This is a genomic window from Roseibium aestuarii (genome assembly GCF_008477545.1).
GTDB lineage: Bacteria > Pseudomonadota > Alphaproteobacteria > Rhizobiales > Stappiaceae > Roseibium > Roseibium aestuarii.
On the sequence record NZ_VORA01000009.1, the window covers coordinates 66136 to 80727 of the forward strand.

21 protein-coding genes are annotated in these 14592 nt (G+C 69.3%); 7 read left to right on the forward strand and 14 right to left on the reverse strand.

Going from position 1 to position 14592, the window contains the following annotated elements; genetic code table 11:
- Nucleotides 1–47 precede the first annotated feature (47 nt).
- From FR728_RS18830 to FR728_RS18845, 4 genes are read right to left on the reverse strand one after another with little or no spacing between them, the layout of a single operon-like run.
- A complete protein-coding gene (locus FR728_RS18830; RefSeq protein ID WP_083548835.1) occupies nucleotides 48–485 on the reverse strand; it encodes a hypothetical protein in 438 nt (145 codons plus the stop codon).
- Entirely contained in the window at nucleotides 485–1426 is a 942-nt protein-coding gene (locus FR728_RS18835; RefSeq protein WP_083548834.1) for a phage tail tube protein, read from the reverse strand. The genes FR728_RS18830 and FR728_RS18835 overlap by 1 nt, the downstream gene beginning before the upstream one ends.
- Before the next feature lie 24 nt (nucleotides 1427–1450).
- On the reverse strand, nucleotides 1451–1867 hold the full coding sequence (locus tag FR728_RS18840; RefSeq protein ID WP_083548833.1) for an acyl-CoA transferase: 417 nt from the start codon (nucleotides 1865–1867) through the stop codon (nucleotides 1451–1453).
- Nucleotides 1864–2289: a MerR family transcriptional regulator gene (locus FR728_RS18845; protein WP_062563550.1), complete on the reverse strand. Its 426-nt coding sequence runs from the start codon at nucleotides 2287–2289 to the stop codon at nucleotides 1864–1866. Before FR728_RS18845 ends, FR728_RS18840 begins: the two co-directional genes overlap by 4 nt.
- A 76-nt stretch (nucleotides 2290–2365) precedes the next feature.
- Between FR728_RS18845 and FR728_RS18850 the strand changes: the two genes are divergently transcribed.
- From FR728_RS18850 to merA, 4 genes are read left to right on the forward strand one after another with little or no spacing between them, the layout of a single operon-like run.
- The gene (locus FR728_RS18850) at nucleotides 2366–2755 is read left to right on the forward strand and encodes a mercuric transporter MerT family protein (protein WP_062563549.1); all 390 of its coding nucleotides are present in this window, start codon (nucleotides 2366–2368) and stop codon (nucleotides 2753–2755) included.
- An 18-nt stretch (nucleotides 2756–2773) separates the two neighbouring features.
- Complete coding sequence (locus tag FR728_RS18855) at nucleotides 2774–3079, forward strand: heavy-metal-associated domain-containing protein (protein WP_062563548.1); 306 nt, start codon at nucleotides 2774–2776, stop codon at nucleotides 3077–3079.
- A gap of 4 nt (nucleotides 3080–3083) precedes the next feature.
- Nucleotides 3084–3317 (forward strand): mercury resistance system transport protein MerF, encoded by a 234-nt coding sequence (gene merF / locus FR728_RS18860; RefSeq protein WP_123644184.1) that lies wholly within the window; start codon nucleotides 3084–3086, stop codon nucleotides 3315–3317.
- A gap of 4 nt (nucleotides 3318–3321) precedes the next feature.
- Nucleotides 3322–4746 carry a mercury(II) reductase gene (merA, locus tag FR728_RS18865; protein WP_228189482.1) on the forward strand — a complete coding sequence of 475 codons (1425 nt, stop codon included), beginning with the start codon at nucleotides 3322–3324 and terminating at the stop codon, nucleotides 4744–4746.
- Nucleotides 4747–4796: 50 nt separating this feature from the next.
- On the opposite strand, the gene FR728_RS18870 is transcribed toward merA, so the two are convergent.
- The 8 genes from FR728_RS18870 to FR728_RS18905 form a co-directional block, all read right to left on the reverse strand.
- Entirely contained in the window at nucleotides 4797–5426 is a 630-nt protein-coding gene (locus FR728_RS18870) for a DUF6441 family protein (protein WP_149894301.1), read from the reverse strand.
- A complete protein-coding gene (locus tag FR728_RS18875; RefSeq protein WP_062563544.1) occupies nucleotides 5423–5734 on the reverse strand; it encodes a head-tail joining protein in 312 nt (103 codons plus the stop codon). Before FR728_RS18875 ends, FR728_RS18870 begins: the two co-directional genes overlap by 4 nt.
- The gene (locus FR728_RS18880) at nucleotides 5734–6069 is read right to left on the reverse strand and encodes a DUF2190 family protein (protein WP_062563543.1); all 336 of its coding nucleotides are present in this window, start codon (nucleotides 6067–6069) and stop codon (nucleotides 5734–5736) included. Before FR728_RS18880 ends, FR728_RS18875 begins: the two co-directional genes overlap by 1 nt.
- Nucleotides 6070–6143: 74 nt before the next feature.
- Nucleotides 6144–8198, reverse strand: a complete 2055-nt coding sequence (locus FR728_RS18885; RefSeq protein ID WP_062563542.1) for a prohead protease/major capsid protein fusion protein — start codon at nucleotides 8196–8198, stop codon at nucleotides 6144–6146.
- 5 nt (nucleotides 8199–8203) lie between these two features.
- On the reverse strand, nucleotides 8204–9772 hold the full coding sequence (locus FR728_RS18890; protein ID WP_149894302.1) for a phage portal protein: 1569 nt from the start codon (nucleotides 9770–9772) through the stop codon (nucleotides 8204–8206).
- Nucleotides 9772–9981, reverse strand: a complete 210-nt coding sequence (locus FR728_RS18895; RefSeq protein WP_177208251.1) for a phage head-tail joining protein — start codon at nucleotides 9979–9981, stop codon at nucleotides 9772–9774. Before FR728_RS18895 ends, FR728_RS18890 begins: the two co-directional genes overlap by 1 nt.
- A gap of 2 nt (nucleotides 9982–9983) precedes the next feature.
- Nucleotides 9984–11987 (reverse strand): phage terminase large subunit family protein, encoded by a 2004-nt coding sequence (locus FR728_RS18900; RefSeq protein WP_083548831.1) that lies wholly within the window; start codon nucleotides 11985–11987, stop codon nucleotides 9984–9986.
- The gene (locus tag FR728_RS18905; RefSeq protein ID WP_244304762.1) at nucleotides 11935–12522 is read right to left on the reverse strand and encodes a hypothetical protein; all 588 of its coding nucleotides are present in this window, start codon (nucleotides 12520–12522) and stop codon (nucleotides 11935–11937) included. The genes FR728_RS18900 and FR728_RS18905 overlap by 53 nt, the downstream gene beginning before the upstream one ends.
- 120 nt (nucleotides 12523–12642) lie before the next feature.
- Here FR728_RS18905 and FR728_RS18910 point away from each other — a divergent pair, with 120 nt between their 5' ends.
- Together FR728_RS18910 and FR728_RS18915 are read left to right on the forward strand one after the other, a co-directional pair.
- A complete protein-coding gene (locus FR728_RS18910; protein WP_028720222.1) occupies nucleotides 12643–12915 on the forward strand; it encodes a hypothetical protein in 273 nt (90 codons plus the stop codon).
- 95 nt (nucleotides 12916–13010) lie between these two features.
- Nucleotides 13011–13583 carry a DUF3489 domain-containing protein gene (locus tag FR728_RS18915; protein ID WP_028720221.1) on the forward strand — a complete coding sequence of 191 codons (573 nt, stop codon included), beginning with the start codon at nucleotides 13011–13013 and terminating at the stop codon, nucleotides 13581–13583.
- A gap of 53 nt (nucleotides 13584–13636) precedes the next feature.
- Here the strand turns inward: FR728_RS18915 and FR728_RS18920 are convergent, their stop codons facing one another.
- Together FR728_RS18920 and FR728_RS18925 are read right to left on the reverse strand one after the other, a co-directional pair.
- Nucleotides 13637–13861: a DUF7220 family protein gene (locus tag FR728_RS18920; protein WP_028720220.1), complete on the reverse strand. Its 225-nt coding sequence runs from the start codon at nucleotides 13859–13861 to the stop codon at nucleotides 13637–13639.
- Complete coding sequence (locus FR728_RS18925) at nucleotides 13858–14340, reverse strand: hypothetical protein (RefSeq protein WP_177208252.1); 483 nt, start codon at nucleotides 14338–14340, stop codon at nucleotides 13858–13860. The genes FR728_RS18920 and FR728_RS18925 overlap by 4 nt, the downstream gene beginning before the upstream one ends.
- Here FR728_RS18925 and FR728_RS19650 point away from each other — a divergent pair.
- Nucleotides 14339–14592 (forward strand): hypothetical protein (locus tag FR728_RS19650; RefSeq protein WP_244304764.1); only part of this gene is annotated, 254 nt, incomplete at its 3' end. The two genes, FR728_RS18925 and FR728_RS19650, sit on opposite strands and share 2 nt — an antisense overlap.

Sequence of the window (14592 nt, forward strand, 5' to 3'; positions counted from 1 at the left end):
GCCGACGAGATCCCAGACCTGCCAGCCCTCATGGGTAAGCGGCCGGTTCAGGCGCGTCGGGCAGTCTTCGCACGCTTGCGCGCAGGCTTCGCAGTAGCGCTCGCCCCCGCCGAAGGACCACTCGGCGAGAGCGCGGAGGCGTTTTTTTCCTGTTCCAGCAGCAGGCCTTTGGACACGTAGGTCAATTGGAAGGCCTCGAAGATCGGCCAGACGTCGAGCAGCGCGTCGATGGCCTCGGGGGTGGGATCGATCGGGTTGCCGTCGGCATCGCCGATGCCCTCCCAGCCGAGCACAGCCCGTCGCGCCAGCGCCTTGGCGAAGGCGACGGCGCGCTCCTCGTCGGAAGCCTCCTCGGGCACCGCCTCGACGGCGGGGTCGCTGCGCGTCGCGACCATCAGGGCGGTCGTCAGCGGGCGCAGTTGCACCCGGACGCCGGGGGCGAGGTCATGCCAGCGCGGCGCGTTGGTCAGGTCGAGCGTCAGCATCAATACGTCTCCACGTCATTCACGAGGGTGGCGGTGCACATCCGGCCGACGACGCTGTCGCGCGCGGCCTGCCAGTCGAATGTCGCCTGGACGCCCTGCGGCCCGGAAATCTCGATCCGTGGACGCGGCAGGTAGACGGCGTGCACGGTGAAGGAGAAGCTTTCGCCTGAAGGCAGGACGTAGGCGAATTCCATCTCGCAGGCCTCGCCGTTGATCGCCTGCGTCACCAGCGTCTGGTCGGCGAAGCGCACCTCGATCCGGCCCGTCAGCGCGGCAATGGATGGATCCGCGCCATCGATGCGGCCGTCCGAGCGGATGGTCTCGATCCGGTCGAGGTTGTTGGCGTAGGTGATCTCGGCCGAGACCACATTGCCGAGGGCGGTGCCGTTCCGGGTGATCGCCCCGTTGAAATGGCCGAAGCGCTTCAACTCCAGTGCGGCGGGCGTTCCGGCACTGGTCGTGGTGCCGACCGTCTCGCCCTGCGCCACCAGCCGCGCGGTCGCGGTGAGCAGGCCCGAGCGCTGCATCTGCCAGGTGATCTGGTCGAGCACGCAGCCCGAGTACATCGCATAGCGGGGCACCTCGGGCATGCCGGTCTCGATCGACATCGAGGGCAACGTCCAGGACCCCGACTGAAATTCGTGGCTGTACGGGGCCTCCGCGCCCGTGGTCGTGGGCGCGCCGAAGGCTGCCTTCAGCCAGAAGCCGAACGCCTCGGCGTCCAGCGGCACGACGACGTCGCCGTCGGCCGTCACGGCGTCCTTGATCGGCGCTAGCGGATCGCGGCCGTAGCCGAGAAGCTCCGAATTCAGCAGCGGCTGCTCCGCGCCGAGCGACGTGCTGGCGAAGGGCATGCGGGTGAAGCCGCTGACGGGCGGCGTTCCATAGGTCGTCTCGAACGCAAGCGCCATCAGCGCTCGCGCCCCTTGGGCTCGTGCCATGTTCGTCTCCTGTGGTCGGTTGGGTCAGGCCAGCGGGTCGGCCGTGGAATAGTGCAGCACGACCGGGATAACGGCGGCCTTCAGACTCGCCGCGCCCTCGACCGGCAGATCGACCGGGCGCGGGGCTTCGGCCTCGACCCAGTCGCAGAACCCGCCCAGCGTCCGGTCGGCGGCGAGCGCTGCGCCGATGCTGGCGGTCAGCGTGTCAAAGGCGGCGTCGCGATCGGCACCCTGAACGACCGCCTCGATCTCGGCTCGGTGCTGGTAGTGATAGCGCAGCGGCGACAGCGTGACTTCGGGCGCACCTGGTTCGCCATCGCGCAGGATCATCAGGCCCTCGACCGGCATGCGCTCGGGCAGCACGTCCCCGCGCAGAGCGGTGGCGGGCAGCGCCGAGAGCCGCGCGTGCAGCGCGACGAGGATGGTTTCGCGAGGTGTCATGGGTCGGCCGAGTTGGAAATCGCGTCGAGCACCGGACAATCGGGGACTTCGGCGCCCGAACACCTGGATGCAGTTGTAGCGAGGACGGATTCGATACGCCGAAGATCCGCGATCCTCGCGCGGACATCGGCAAGGTGCCGCTCCGTCCGTTCCTTGACCTCGGCGCAGGTCGGCGCGGCGCCGTCGCCGAGCCCCATCAGCCCGCGGATGTCCTCCATCGAGAACCCGAGTTCGCGGGCGCGCAGGATGAAGCGGAGGCGTGTGGCGTGTGCGGCGGAATAGACCCGGTAGCCGGCGTCCGTGCGGGGCGGGTCGGGCAGCAGGCCGGTCTTCTCGTAATAGCGGATCGTCTCGATGTTGCAGCCGGTCGCCCGGGCCAGGTCGCCGCGTGTGAAGCCGCTCTCGCGCTCGTGATCGGTCATGGGCAAGTTTCCTCTTGAGCCTGTAGTTGCTACAGACCCTACACCCATCGTCAATCACAGACGAGAGGTGCGCGACATGGCGCTGACAGACGACAGAACGGACAGCACGGGCGCGGATCGCCCCGCCCGAAAGGGCTGGCTCGCGGCGGGCGGTGTGGTGGGCGCCTTTCTCGCCTCGGCCTGCTGCATCGGGCCGCTGGTGCTTCTGACTCTCGGCATCTCGGGCGCCTGGATCGGCAACCTGACGGCTCTGGAGCCTTACAAGCCGATCTTCGCCGTGATCGCGCTCGGCTTCATCGCGGCGGGTTTCTGGCAGGTCTATTTCCGCAAGCCAACCGTCTGCGAACCCGGTTCCTACTGCGCAAGGCCAGCATCGGCGCGCATCACCAAGTCGGCTCTCTGGGCCTCCCTGATCCTCGTTCTCGCAGCCCTCACCATCGACTGGTGGGCCCCGCTTCTCTACTGACCCCGAAAGGACATCCACATGAAGAAGATCCTTGCACTCGCCTTGTTCGGCCTGACCGCCGTTGTGCCGATCACCGCCATCCCTGTTGCCGCGCAGACCGTCGCCGCCGAGCAGACCGTCACCTTCGCGGTGGACAACATGACCTGCGCGCTCTGCCCAGTCACCGTGAAGCGTGCGATGGAGGGCGTCGCGGGCGTGCGCGCCGTCGAGATCGACTTCGATGCCCGCACCGCCACGGTGATCTTCGACACCGCCGCGACGAGCGCCGACGCCATCGCGACCGCGTCGGCCAATGCAGGCTACCCGGCGCGTGTCGCGGGCTGACGAGATGACCGAGCAGTCCGACCGCAAGCTGATCGCGACAGGGATCGTCGGCACCGTCATCGCGGCGCTCTGCTGCTTCACTCCGGTGCTGGTGGTGCTTCTGGGTGCCGTGGGCCTGTCGGCCTGGCTGGGTTGGCTCGACTACGTTCTGCTGCCCGCGCTCGCCTTTTTCGTCGCGCTGACCGTGTACGCGGTCTGGAGACGGCAGCGGCGCCAGACCACTCGAACGGATGGATGACTTGATGAAAGACGATTGCTGCGCGCCCAAGGGCGATTTCGACCTTGCCGTGATCGGCGCCGGATCGGCCGGGTTCTCGGCCGCGATCACCGCCGCCGAGGGAGGCAAGCGCGTCGCGCTGATCGGCCATGGCACCATCGGCGGGACCTGCGTGAACGTGGGCTGTGTGCCCTCCAAGACGATGATCCGGGCCGCGGAAGCCCTGCACGGTGCGCAGACAGCACATCGGTTCCCGGGCCTGAACAGCGAGGCGCAGGTCGCCGACTGGTCGGCGCTGATTGCGGCCAAGGACGATCTTGTCGCGACACTGCGCCAGAAGAAGTACGCCGATCTGCTGCCGGGCTACGGCGGTGTGACCTATCTCGACGAGGGTCCGGCGCGTCTCGTCCTCGGCGGGGTCGAGGTCGGCGGGCGCAGGATCACGGCTCCCAAGGTGATCGTCGCGACCGGTGGCCGACCCGCCGTGCCCGACATCCCTGGGATCCAGGACGCACCAACGCTCGACAGCACGTCGCTGCTGGAGCTGGACCGGTTGCCCGAAAGCCTGATCTTCCTCGGCGGCGGCTACATCGGCGTGGAGCTGGCGCAGATGATGGCGCGGATGGGCACCCGCGTCACCATTGTCTGCCGCTCGCGCCTGCTGCCGCGCACAGAGCCGGAGGTGTCCCGGGCGCTGACGGAGACGCTGCGCGCCGAGGGCGTCGCGGTTGTCGATGGCGCGACCTACGACGCCGCACGGCGCGACGGGGCCCGTGCGGTCCTGACGGTGACGGTGGACGGCGCAGACCGCGATCTGACGGCCGACCGCCTCGTCCTGACGACGGGACGCGCAGCCAACACCGAGGGGCTGGGCCTCGCGGAGATGGGCGTCGAGACCGACGCGCGTGGCGCGATCCGGGTGGGCGACGACATGCAGACCACGAAGGCCGGCATCTTCGCGGCGGGCGATGTGACCGACCGCGACCAGTTCGTCTACATGGCCGCCTATGGCGCCAAGCTCGCGTCCCGCAACGCCGTTCTGGGCGGGGCGGAGCGCTACGACAACGCCGCGATGCCGTGGGTGGTGTTCACCGATCCGCAGGTCGCCGGCGTCGGGCTGACCGAGGCGCAGGCGCGCGCCGCGGGTCATGACGTCAAGACCAGTGTGCTGACGCTCGACAACGTGCCCCGCGCGCTCGCCGCCCGCGACACGCGCGGCCTGATCAAGCTCGTCGCGGACCGGGCGACCGACCGCCTCCTGGGCGGCGTGATCATGGCGCCGGAGGGAGCCGACAGTGTCCAGACGCTCGCCATGGCGCTCAAGTTCGGCATGACGACAAAGGCGCTCGGCGAGACGATCTTCCCCTATCTGACCACGGTAGAGGGGCTGAAGCTCGCCGCGCAGACCTTCGACAAGGATGTCGCGAAGCTGTCGTGCTGCGCGGGGTAACCCGAGCCGTCGGTTTCGTGGCTGCCGAGCAAGATTGCGCATCGATGCGATCACAACCTACCCCCCACCCAGTTCGCCACGATCAGCCCCGGCACGCTGTCCAACGCCCGGTCTGCATCCCGCGCCAGATCCAGCCGCTTCGGCAGCTTGACCTGCGGCACCAGCAGGAAGATCGGCGCAGTGACCTTTCCGCGCCCGGTCTTCGACCGCGACACCACCGCCTGGCCTTTCGTGTTCAGCCGCCCCTCGGCGACCAGCAGGCTGGGGCCCGTCCGGCGATAGACGAAACGCAGGCGGAGGCCGCGTCGCCGCTCCCATTCACCGGGGGTGATCCGGCCGCCGCGCAGGGATTTGCCCGCCGCGGGCAGCGGGATCGCCAGCCAGAACCCGTTCTTCGATCGGATCAGCGGCCCGGTGTCATGCGCACCGACGATTACCGGCGCCTTCGACCAGACCAGCGCCGCAGCCTCAAGGCTCTCGCCCGACCTCGGGAAGTTCTGGCTCCGGATCGAGTTGGCGAGCCGTGTACCAAGCCCCGCGCCGGTGATCTGCAACCGCCACGCCGTCTTCAGCCCAGTCCCGGCCTCGCGCATGGCGGCGGTGACGGCCCGTTCACCCGCCGCGACCTCGGCCGCCATCATCGCGACGATGTCGGGATCGATGTCGAGCTTCAGTTTCACGCGGGCCTCAGGTCGACGGTCCAGACCAGCCGCTCGCGGTCGCGGACCGGCTCGCCCTGTATGAGGAAGGCGTCGCCGTCGATCTCGATGCGGTCGCCGGGACGCGGGTTCGCCACCTCGGCCACGCGCAGGTCGATCCGGGTGGTTTCGGACCAGAGCCGCGCGTCGCCGAAGTCGGTGACCGCGTCGGCGCGACGGGCGACGGCACGCACCAGCACGGGTGTACCGCCGTCGGCGATGTAGACCGCGTCCCGGCCGATGTTCGGATCGGCGAAGAGCGCGCCGATGGCGGCGGCGAAGGCCGACATCAGAACGTCGCGTTCAGGCGCACCCGGCCGATGGTGTCGCCGGCGCCGCTCGCTACCGCCTCGACGGCCGCGCCGATGAGGGTGTTGTCGGTCGCGACGGTCGTGGTGCGCTTGTTGGTGTCGTCCCAATAGACCTTGGCGCCAACCGTCCACGCCTGGGAGCCGACCTTGGTGATGTCGAACACGCCGACGAGCGCGGTCTCGACGGGCTCGCCAATGGCGGCGGCACCCGCGGCGATGCCGAAGATGGAGCCGACGAGCAGGCCATCGCCGGAGGCGACGGCATAGGGCGCGGTCAGGGTGATGGTGTTGCCGGGCTGGACGTAGGTTTTCATGATGGGGATCCTCGTGGAAAGACGAAGGGCGGCCCGTCAGGACCGCCCGTGTGTCAGGGTTCAGGAAGCGCGCCTTACGCGCCCGGGTTCTTGTAGAGGCCGCGCCAGTCGATGGCCTTGGCTCCGAAGTCGAGGCGGCACTTGATCTCGACCCCGTCGACGTCGAAGCCGTTGCGCGTCTCGATATAGGCGCCCTGCTGGCCCTCGAGATAGGCGTACTCGATGGTGTCGATCTGGTTCGGGCTGGCCGCCAGATACCAGGCGGTCTCGCTGGCGGCGTCGAGCCGGGGCTCGCTGATCGGCGCCAGCGTCCTGATCGACTGCGGCACCACGCTGGACGTCGCGGCGGGCACGAGGTTCTGGGCCACCAGCTGTTCGGCTTTCAGTTCCAGTGAGGCCGGCACGATCAGGAAGGCAGGCCGGACGTTCAGCACCGTCTTCTTGTCGAGGCCGGTCTGCTTGGCCATCGCCGCGCGCGCCGCTCCGACGCTGCTGACATCGAGCGCCGCGCCGGTGCCTGCCAGGTTCTTGTGGGTGGTGTGGAAGAGCGCATTGCCGTCGGCCATCGCCGGGTTGGCGGTGATGATGCCCCAGACCACGTCCGACTCCAGCTGGGCGATGGAGTTGCCGTACATCGCCGGGATGCGGGTGAAGGCGTCGAGATCGTCGTTGATCAGCGTCTGACGGGTGATGGCGACCACCCGGCCATAGGTCTTGACCTTGTAGCTCTCCTTGCTCTCGCCCAGCGTGCCGCGCTTGAACTCGCCGCTTTCGCCGACCTCGAGCAGCTGCGGGGCTTCGCCGAGCTGGACGCGATGCATCGCCTTGAAGTCGGTCGCCAGCACCTGGCGACAGAACAGCATGAAGGTGCGGGGATAGGCCTCGTAGGCCTGCCGCAGCGTCTTGTTGGTGACGGCCGACAGGATCTCGGGGAAGTCCGAGGTCGAGTGCAGCGCGCGCGTCGCCACCTCGTCACGCGACAGGCCGCGCGTGTTGACCCCGGCATTGCCGAGGCTTTCGCGGGCGAGCTCCAGCAGCGTCATGCCGCGATACTGGCGCGCGGCGTCCTCGAGCTGGAACAGCGTTGGGCTGTAGCGGTGCAGCAGTGCGTTCGCCACCGCGTCACGGCGGGTGATGCACTCGTCTCGGCCGCCGAGCGGGACGGAGACATGGGGGAAGTTCCGGGTCTCGTCGGATTTCGCGGCGACCTGGTCGAGGATCAGTCGGCGGGACTCGTCGATGCTGACGCCGCGCTTGACCAGATCCTCGGCGAAGCCGCGCTCGAGGTTCAGCCGCCCGGCCAGATCGTAAATGGTGGAGACGCGGTCGCGCTCGGCCTCGCGGGCGCGGGTGGCGACCACTTCGGTATCGGGCGCGGGAGTTACCTGCGTCTTCTGGCTGCGCGTCTCGCTGGCCGCGACCTTCGGGTCGGGCGCAGCCGGTTTCGGCTCGGTCATGGGGGTGTCCTCGGTTTCGACCGGCGCGGTCGGCTGGGTGTTGGCGGGGGTTGCGGCGTCGCTCGCCGGGGTCTGGGTCGTGTCCGTCATCGGGATCGGTCCTTTCGTGGTGGAAGGGGCGTCCCGGCGGTGGAGGACGCAGTCGTGAAGGGGGTGCTGGGCGCGGAAGCCCGCTGCTGGGTCGGCTCCGACCGCGACGGCGGAGACCTCGAAGGGCGTCCAGTCCACCGCGCGCCAGAGCTCGCGGGCGCCATCAGGCTTCGAGATATCAAACCGGTGGACCTGGTAGCCGATGGAGACGGCGCGGATGTGCCCCGCCTGGATGTCGCGCCAGATCGGCTCGACATCGGCACGCTCGCTGATCCGGACCAAGGCGATGCCGCGACCGTTCTCGATCCGGGCCGAGCCCGGCACGACCGAGCCGATCACCGCGTCGAGCGTGTCGAGCTCGTGCACCTTCAGGAACGGCGCGCCCGCGTTCAGCCGGTCGAGCCGGACATGGGCCGGGTCGAGGCTGAGTTCCTCGTCATAAGGCTCGCCGAAGAAGGTGGCACGGCGGACGCGAGCCCCGGCCGACCAGACCACCTCGACGGTGCGGTTGTCGGCATCGGCCGTGTTCGGCGCAAGCTCCGCCGACCGGCGCATGGCCGGCAGTTCGATCATCGTGTCCATGAAGGTCAGTCCTGTTGGTCGGCCTGCGCCGGGTCTGTATCCGCGTCGGCGGTCGGGTCGTCGGCGTCTGGTTCGTCGGCGGCCGGATCGTTCGCCGGATCGGCGGCCCCGTCTTTGGATTGTGCGCTGCCGGTCTTGGTGACGCGGCGAGGGTCGCTGTCGAGGACCAACCCCAGCGCGTCGAGCTTGGCGTTGGTCGCCGCGATCTCGGCCAGCACGGCGTCGGGGTTGCGGCCCTGCCGGGCGATCACCTCGGCCAGCGTCATGGTGCCCGAGCGGATGGACAGCAGGTTCGCCATCGCGTCCTTCTGCGGATCGACCGCCTCGAACTTCGGCGGCGACCATTCCACAGGCACGATCGGCGACGGGATCTGCCCCGCCGCCCATGCGGCTTCCGTGAACCACCGCCACACCGGGGCGCAGAACATCGGGATGAACAGCTGCCATTGGACGGCGTCGATCTGGCGGCGGAACTCCACGAGACCCGCCCGGATCGAGGAGTAGTTCACTTGGGACAGGTCCCCCGTCAGCAGCTCGTAGGGCACGCGGAAGCCTGCCGAGATCGTGTGCAGGCTCGCGCGCTTGTATTCGCCGTAGCCGCCCGTCGCCGAGGGCTGGTTGAAGCGGATGTCCTTGCCGCCGCGGGCATAGGCGATCAGCCCCGGCTCGAACTGTTCCACCCGGTTGCCGTCGGCATCGACCACGGAGGGCGCGATGCCCTGTTGCGCCTCGTCGTCGCCGAAGACGATGGCGGTGACGCAGGCCTCGGTCTTCTTGCGAACCAGTTCGGCCACTTCATAGTCGTCGAGATCACGCAACGACCGGATCACCGGCGCGCCCCAGGGGACGCCGCGCGCTTGCGTGCGCTGCTTCTCGTAGACATGGGCGATCTCGGTCGCGGGGACCGGGCGGCTCTGCAACCCGTTCTGCAAGGCCCCGTAGGCGTCGCCCGGATGCTCGGCATGCAGCCAGTAAGCCCGGCGCTTCCCGACCGGGTCGAACTCGATCCCCTGCACGAGGCGCCCTGCGCCGAGGGCTCCGGACTTGGTGGCGTCGAGGAAGTCGGCTTCCAGCACCTGCAATTGCAGCGGCACCGGCAGGCCGTCGCTCGCGCGCCGCAGGCGGCGGCGCACCAGAACCTCGCCCGCCTCGACCATCTCCCGGCAGATCAGCGTCTGCAGGCCATAGAAGTCAAGCTGGCCATCGGCGTCGCAGTCCGCCGTCCAGCGTTCGAAGAGCGCATCGACCTTCCGGTCCAGCTTGTCGTCGCCGCTAGCGGCGCGGGGCATGATGCCCGCGCCGATGATGTTGTTGACCAGCACCGCCACGGCCTTGGCCGCATGCGGGTTGTTGCGCACCAGATCGCGCATGCGGTCGCGCAGCAGCGCCCCGGCGACGCCGATTTCGGTGTCGGCCGAGGATCCCGGCGCGCGCCAGCCGTCCGTCCGTCGCCCGCGCGCCGCGCCGTCATAGCCACGCGTCAGCGTCTCGAAGGCCTGACGCGCCATCACGCGCCGAGCCGCCATGCGCGGCGCCACCGTGGCGATGGCGTGGTCGAACCAGGTCGCCGACATCAGCGATCCCCGCGCGAGAAGCCAGCGAGCCCCGCCACGGGCAGCGGGCGGCTGAAGCCCGCGATGGCGCGCTCGATGGTCCGGATGCGGGCGAGCAGATCCTCGGCCGAGCCGTAATCCACCGACTTGCCGTCATAGCTGACGCGCGTCGTGCCGCTGGCATAGGCCCGGCGCAGCGCCGAAAGCTCGGTTTCCGTCCAGTCGATCATGTTCAGAACCATCCCTCCCGCCGCCCGAGCCAGTCGGAGCGGCGCTTGCCCTGCGGGGCCTGTCCCGGCCGGTTGATCTGCCCGGCGGGATCGGTGTCGGTGGGGGCGGCCCCGAGCTGATCCTCGAGGTCGCGCCATTTCTCGTCGGGCCAGCGGTCCGCGCCCGCGATCCAGGCGGCTGCGCGGGCGTAGACCCGGCAATCCAGCGCCTCGTTGCGCTCGCGCAGCTTCTGCCATTCCAGCCGGGCGAAGCCGCGCTTCGTGCGCACCGTCACCAGCTGCTCGGCCACGAACTGCTTCAGCCATTCGTTCTCGACCCAGTGCGGCAGGTGCACCGAGCCGGGCGGGAACGCCGCCCCGTCGGCCATCTCCTCCTCGGTCGGGCGTGCCAGCCGCAGGAAGCGGTAGGTTTCGGCCTTGAAGGTCGAGACCGCCACGGTCCAGAGCCGCGCCCCGCGCCGCAGGCGTTTGCCGCCCTCGGTCGCGTCGACAAAGGTCGGCCCCGACACCGGGCTCGAGCGGTTGAACCCCTCGACGCCCTTGACCGGCGACACCTGCGCGAAGCCTTGCGCCCGCGACCAGGAATAGACCGCCGGGGCCTCGTAGCCGGTGTCGATGGCGAGCCGCGCGATCCTGAGATGCGCGCGGCGTTCATGCGGCCAGGACCTGTCCAGCAGCGCGGTCAGCTCCGACCAGGCGTCGTGCCGGTCGGGCCCGCCCTCGATGACGACGTGATCGACGAGCCAGCTTTCCAAGCCGCGACCCCAGGCCCAGACATCGACCTCGATCCGGTCCTTCTGCACGTCGGCTCCGGCTGTCAGGAACAACCCGCCTGCTGGCACCGTGCCGGATTTCCAGCGTTCGCGCCGGTCGTAGAGCCGCTGCCAGTCGGGCGCTTCCCCGGTCTCGACCCATGTCTCGCCGAGGATCGTGTTGCGGAACGCCTTGATCGCCTCGTCCGACCCTTGGGCTGCTTCCCATGACCGCACGATCCGCTCCCAGCTCAGCCAGCCGATCGGCGAATAGAGCGCCGAAAGGTGATACCCGACCGTGGTCGGATCGGCGGCCGTGGCGGTCGCCCGCCATTCGCCGCCCTCCAGCATCGCCGTCTTGTGGTGTTCCGCGATTGCCGCGTCGCAGCCCTCGCAGTGATACTCGGCCGTCTCCGGGCGGCCCTTTTGCCAGCGCAGCCGGTCGAACTTCAGCCATTGTGCGTGGCCGCATTGTGGGCACGGCACGAAGAACCGACGCTGGTCGCTGGCCTCGTACTCGCGCTCGATGCGCGACAGCCCCCGGATCGTGGGCGTCGAGACCAGCAGCACCTTGCGCCGGTGGGCGAAGGTCAGGGAGCGCGCCTCGGCGAGCGTGACCGGATCGCCTTCCTCGTCGGCCGAGGCGGGATAGGCGTCGACCTCGTCGAGGAAGATGTAGCGCGCCGGGGTGGACCGAAGCCCGACCGCCGAGTTCGCGCCCGTCATGATCAGGATGCCGCCCGCGAACTCCTTCGAGAGCATCGTGTTGCCCGCATCGCGGGATCGCGCGGGCTTCACCCGCTCCCGCAGCTCTGGGCTTTCATCGATCAGCGGGTCGATGCGCTGGCGCGAGTTGCGCTTGGCCAGTTCCACGGTCGGCTGGACCGCCAGCATCGGCCCCGGCGCCTGGTGGATTGCGAACCCGATCCAGTTGTTGCCCGCCTCGGTCGCGCCGACCTGCGCCGCCTTCATGAACACGATCCGCTGCGTGGGATCCCCCGGCGACAGCCGGTCCATGATCTCGCGCATGTAGGGCGTGCGCACGGTGCGATACCGCCCCGGTTCGGCTGAAGCCCGCCCCGAGAGCATCCGGTGCCGGTCCGCCCATTCCGAAACGGTCAGGTCCGGGTCGGGCCGCAACCCGTTGCCCCAGGCGCGGAGGATCTCGCCCGCGCCGTCGAAGTCGATCAGGCCATCATCGTCACCGGAAGTCGGGCCGGACCTCGGCGAGTTCGTCGAGGTGGGCGCGTACATGTTTCTCCAGGACCTTCTGCATCGCGGCTGGCTCCACGGTGATCTGCTGGCCGGTCACGTCGGCGCACGAGGCTGACAGTTCGGCCGCCATCAGCGCCGCCGCGCGTGCAGGCCAGTTCACCCACGCGTCCCGTTCCTCCCGCGCCAGCCGGAACACCAGCGCCAGCGCGCGGGCCCGCTCGATCAACTCCCCCTTCAGCTTCTGGAGCCGGATGCGCCGCTCCTGCGCTTTCAGCACCTCGTTCGCGGTCTTCGCCTGCAGGAAGGTCGTGCCGCCGCCGACGGCCGGGACTGCCAGCCCCTGTTCACGCAGCGTGTCGCCAACAGCGGCCACGGCCGCCTCGGGGACGGGCTTCAGCTTCGGCGTGGGCGGCTTGCGGGTCTTGGACGGGTCGGTCGTCTCGGCACGTCTGGCGTCGCTGGCGGCCGCGTTGATGCTGCCGTCGGGATAGAGGACCAGCCGCTCGGCGGCCTTGGCCTTCTGGATCGCGCCCCGCGACAGCCCGACATGCGCGGCGTACTGGCGCTCGCTCATGCCCTGCATCGACGGCTCCGATTATCTATCGAAATCATGTTCTTATCGAGTTGATAAGCAGCGCGACCGGAGCGAACGTCCGTTCAGAAGGACGATGCAACTCACCAAGGAGCCATCACGATGACCACGCGCCTGAACCCGATCACCACCCCGCGCCACGAACTCCGCGCCGAGAAGGCGCGCCGGAATAAGGAAGCCGCGCTCGCGGCCTTCATCGGCAAGAAGGCCGAGATCGACGAGATGCTCGCCCGGCTGCAGACGCTGAGCGACGACCACTTCAACGCCCACCCCGACGAGATCAACTGGGGCCATGTCGGCACCCTCGAACACTACGCCAGCCTCCTGAAGCGCATCACCGACAGCGCCTTCGGCGAGGGCGAGCACGCCCGCTGATCTCCGGCACTGCCGGAACTCCCGCCGCGCGCCCTGCGCGGCTCGGGGTCGTAGGAGGCGCCGCATGACGCGGGCCCGAATACGGAGACGATCCCATGACCAAGCTTTCTGACACCCAAGCCATCATCCTCAGCGCCGCCGCACAGCGCGAGGACCGCATCGCACTGCCGCTGCCCGAGAGCCTGCGCGGCGGCGCCGCTGCCAAGGTGGTCGGCGCGATGCTCGCGAAGAACTTCCTGCAGGAGGTCGACGCCGACACGCGCAAGGGCGAGCTTATGTGGCGCGAGACCGGAGACGGCCACGGCGTCACGCTGGTTGCCACCGACGCGGGCCTTGCCGCCATCGGGATCGAGACCGAGGACGCGAACCCCGCGCCTGCGGGCGCGACGGACGCGCCTACCGAGGAGGCCGCGCCGGACACCCCCACCGTAGCCGAAACCGCGCCCAAGACGCGCACACCGCGCGAGGGCACCAAGCAGGCCACGCTGATCGCCATGCTGCGCGCACCGGACGGCGCGACCATCGAGGAGATCATGGCCGCGACGGGCTGGCAGTCGCACACGGTGCGCGGCGCGATGGCGGGGGCGCTGAAGAAGAAGCTCGGGCTCGAGGTGACCTCGGAGAAGGTCGAGGATCGGGGGCGCGTGTACAAACTCCCCGCCGCCTGACGCGCCGGACCCCGACAAGCTGATGACCGCCGTCCCTACGGGGCGGCGGTCGATCATTTGGCGCTCCGCATCCGGATCGCCTCGAACACCCGCCGCAAGGCGAAGGAACGGGCGATCGAGACGACGGTGAAAATGGCGCCCATCTTCAGGTTCTGCGCCAGCGTCGTGTGCAGCCCGAAGATCGGGAAGATCAGGATCTGCGTCACGACCGCGACGCCGTAGCCGACGATCACGTTGGCGACGGACTCGACCAGCGACATGAGGCGGGTCTGCTTCATGCCGCTGCCTCATCCATCGGCCAGCAGTTCAGCCGCGAGAGTTCGCAGCGCATGCGCCGCAACCAAGGGGACCACGCCGTTGCCACAGAGGCGAAGCCGGTCCACCCGGTGGGCCAACCCATCAGTGCCTCGACGAACAGCGGGTTCAAGGTCCGGCGCGGCTCGGAGGTATCGCTCCCAGCCATCGGCGTCACCAGGACCTGGCGGCCAAGCAGGCCGTTCACCGGCGTGTTCGCGAGTGTCGTCGCCCCGTCCTTGTGATCCCGCGCCGTCGGCGTCATCCACAATCCCACCGCATGGGTCAGATCGGCCGTCTTGCGGTTGCCCGCGCTCGGCTTGCAGCCGTCGTTCGCCATCGGCGTCGGCCAGTCCCGCGCCATGCGGTCCAGACCCTTCTCGTCTCGTCGTTCGCCGCCCCGGCTGCGGAAACTGTCGGTCTGCGGCGTGGGCCACATCGCAGCCGTGGTCGCCAGGTTCATGCCGTGCTGGCCCGCTTTCTGCGACGGCGTCGGTATTGTCTGCCTGTTCTCGTTGGCGCTGGCCCTTGGCGTCGGCCAGAGCCGCAGCAGTTCCGTCCGGTTCCCGCCACTCGACCGGGTGCCAGAGCAGGCGCGCGGGGTCGGCCAGCTCGTCCCCTTCGCGGATGGCGAGGATGAAGAGCCGCTCGCGCTTGTGGGGCGCGCCGACTTCCGCCGCCGTGAAGAGGCCTGCCGCAAGGCGGTAGCCCATGC

Bases quoted from the DNA above. Each gene is read 5' to 3' on its own strand.
- FR728_RS18890 (WP_149894302.1), bottom strand. From the start codon at position 9,772: ATGTCGGCGACCTGGTTCGACCACGCCATCGCCACGGTGGCGCCGCGC.
- FR728_RS18905 (WP_244304762.1), bottom strand. From the start codon at position 12,522: ATGAGCGAGCGCCAGTACGCCGCGCATGTCGGGCTGTCGCGGGGCGCG.
- merF (WP_123644184.1), top strand. From the start codon at position 3,084: ATGACCGAGCAGTCCGACCGCAAGCTGATCGCGACAGGGATCGTCGGC.
- FR728_RS18840 (WP_083548833.1), bottom strand. From the start codon at position 1,867: ATGACACCTCGCGAAACCATCCTCGTCGCGCTGCACGCGCGGCTCTCG.
- FR728_RS18900 (WP_083548831.1), bottom strand. From the start codon at position 11,987: ATGTACGCGCCCACCTCGACGAACTCGCCGAGGTCCGGCCCGACTTCC.
- FR728_RS18835 (WP_083548834.1), bottom strand. From the start codon at position 1,426: ATGGCACGAGCCCAAGGGGCGCGAGCGCTGATGGCGCTTGCGTTCGAG.
- FR728_RS18915 (WP_028720221.1), top strand. From the start codon at position 13,011: ATGACCAAGCTTTCTGACACCCAAGCCATCATCCTCAGCGCCGCCGCA.
- FR728_RS18850 (WP_062563549.1), top strand. From the start codon at position 2,366: ATGGCGCTGACAGACGACAGAACGGACAGCACGGGCGCGGATCGCCCC.
- FR728_RS18855 (WP_062563548.1), top strand. From the start codon at position 2,774: ATGAAGAAGATCCTTGCACTCGCCTTGTTCGGCCTGACCGCCGTTGTG.
- FR728_RS18830 (WP_083548835.1), bottom strand. From the start codon at position 485: ATGCTGACGCTCGACCTGACCAACGCGCCGCGCTGGCATGACCTCGCC.
- merA (WP_228189482.1), top strand. From the start codon at position 3,322: ATGAAAGACGATTGCTGCGCGCCCAAGGGCGATTTCGACCTTGCCGTG.
- FR728_RS18845 (WP_062563550.1), bottom strand. From the start codon at position 2,289: ATGACCGATCACGAGCGCGAGAGCGGCTTCACACGCGGCGACCTGGCC.
- FR728_RS18875 (WP_062563544.1), bottom strand. From the start codon at position 5,734: ATGTCGGCCTTCGCCGCCGCCATCGGCGCGCTCTTCGCCGATCCGAAC.
- FR728_RS18910 (WP_028720222.1), top strand. From the start codon at position 12,643: ATGACCACGCGCCTGAACCCGATCACCACCCCGCGCCACGAACTCCGC.
- FR728_RS18925 (WP_177208252.1), bottom strand. From the start codon at position 14,340: ATGAACCTGGCGACCACGGCTGCGATGTGGCCCACGCCGCAGACCGAC.
- FR728_RS18895 (WP_177208251.1), bottom strand. From the start codon at position 9,981: ATGATCGACTGGACGGAAACCGAGCTTTCGGCGCTGCGCCGGGCCTAT.
- FR728_RS18920 (WP_028720220.1), bottom strand. From the start codon at position 13,861: ATGAAGCAGACCCGCCTCATGTCGCTGGTCGAGTCCGTCGCCAACGTG.
- FR728_RS18880 (WP_062563543.1), bottom strand. From the start codon at position 6,069: ATGAAAACCTACGTCCAGCCCGGCAACACCATCACCCTGACCGCGCCC.
- FR728_RS18885 (WP_062563542.1), bottom strand. From the start codon at position 8,198: ATGGACACGATGATCGAACTGCCGGCCATGCGCCGGTCGGCGGAGCTT.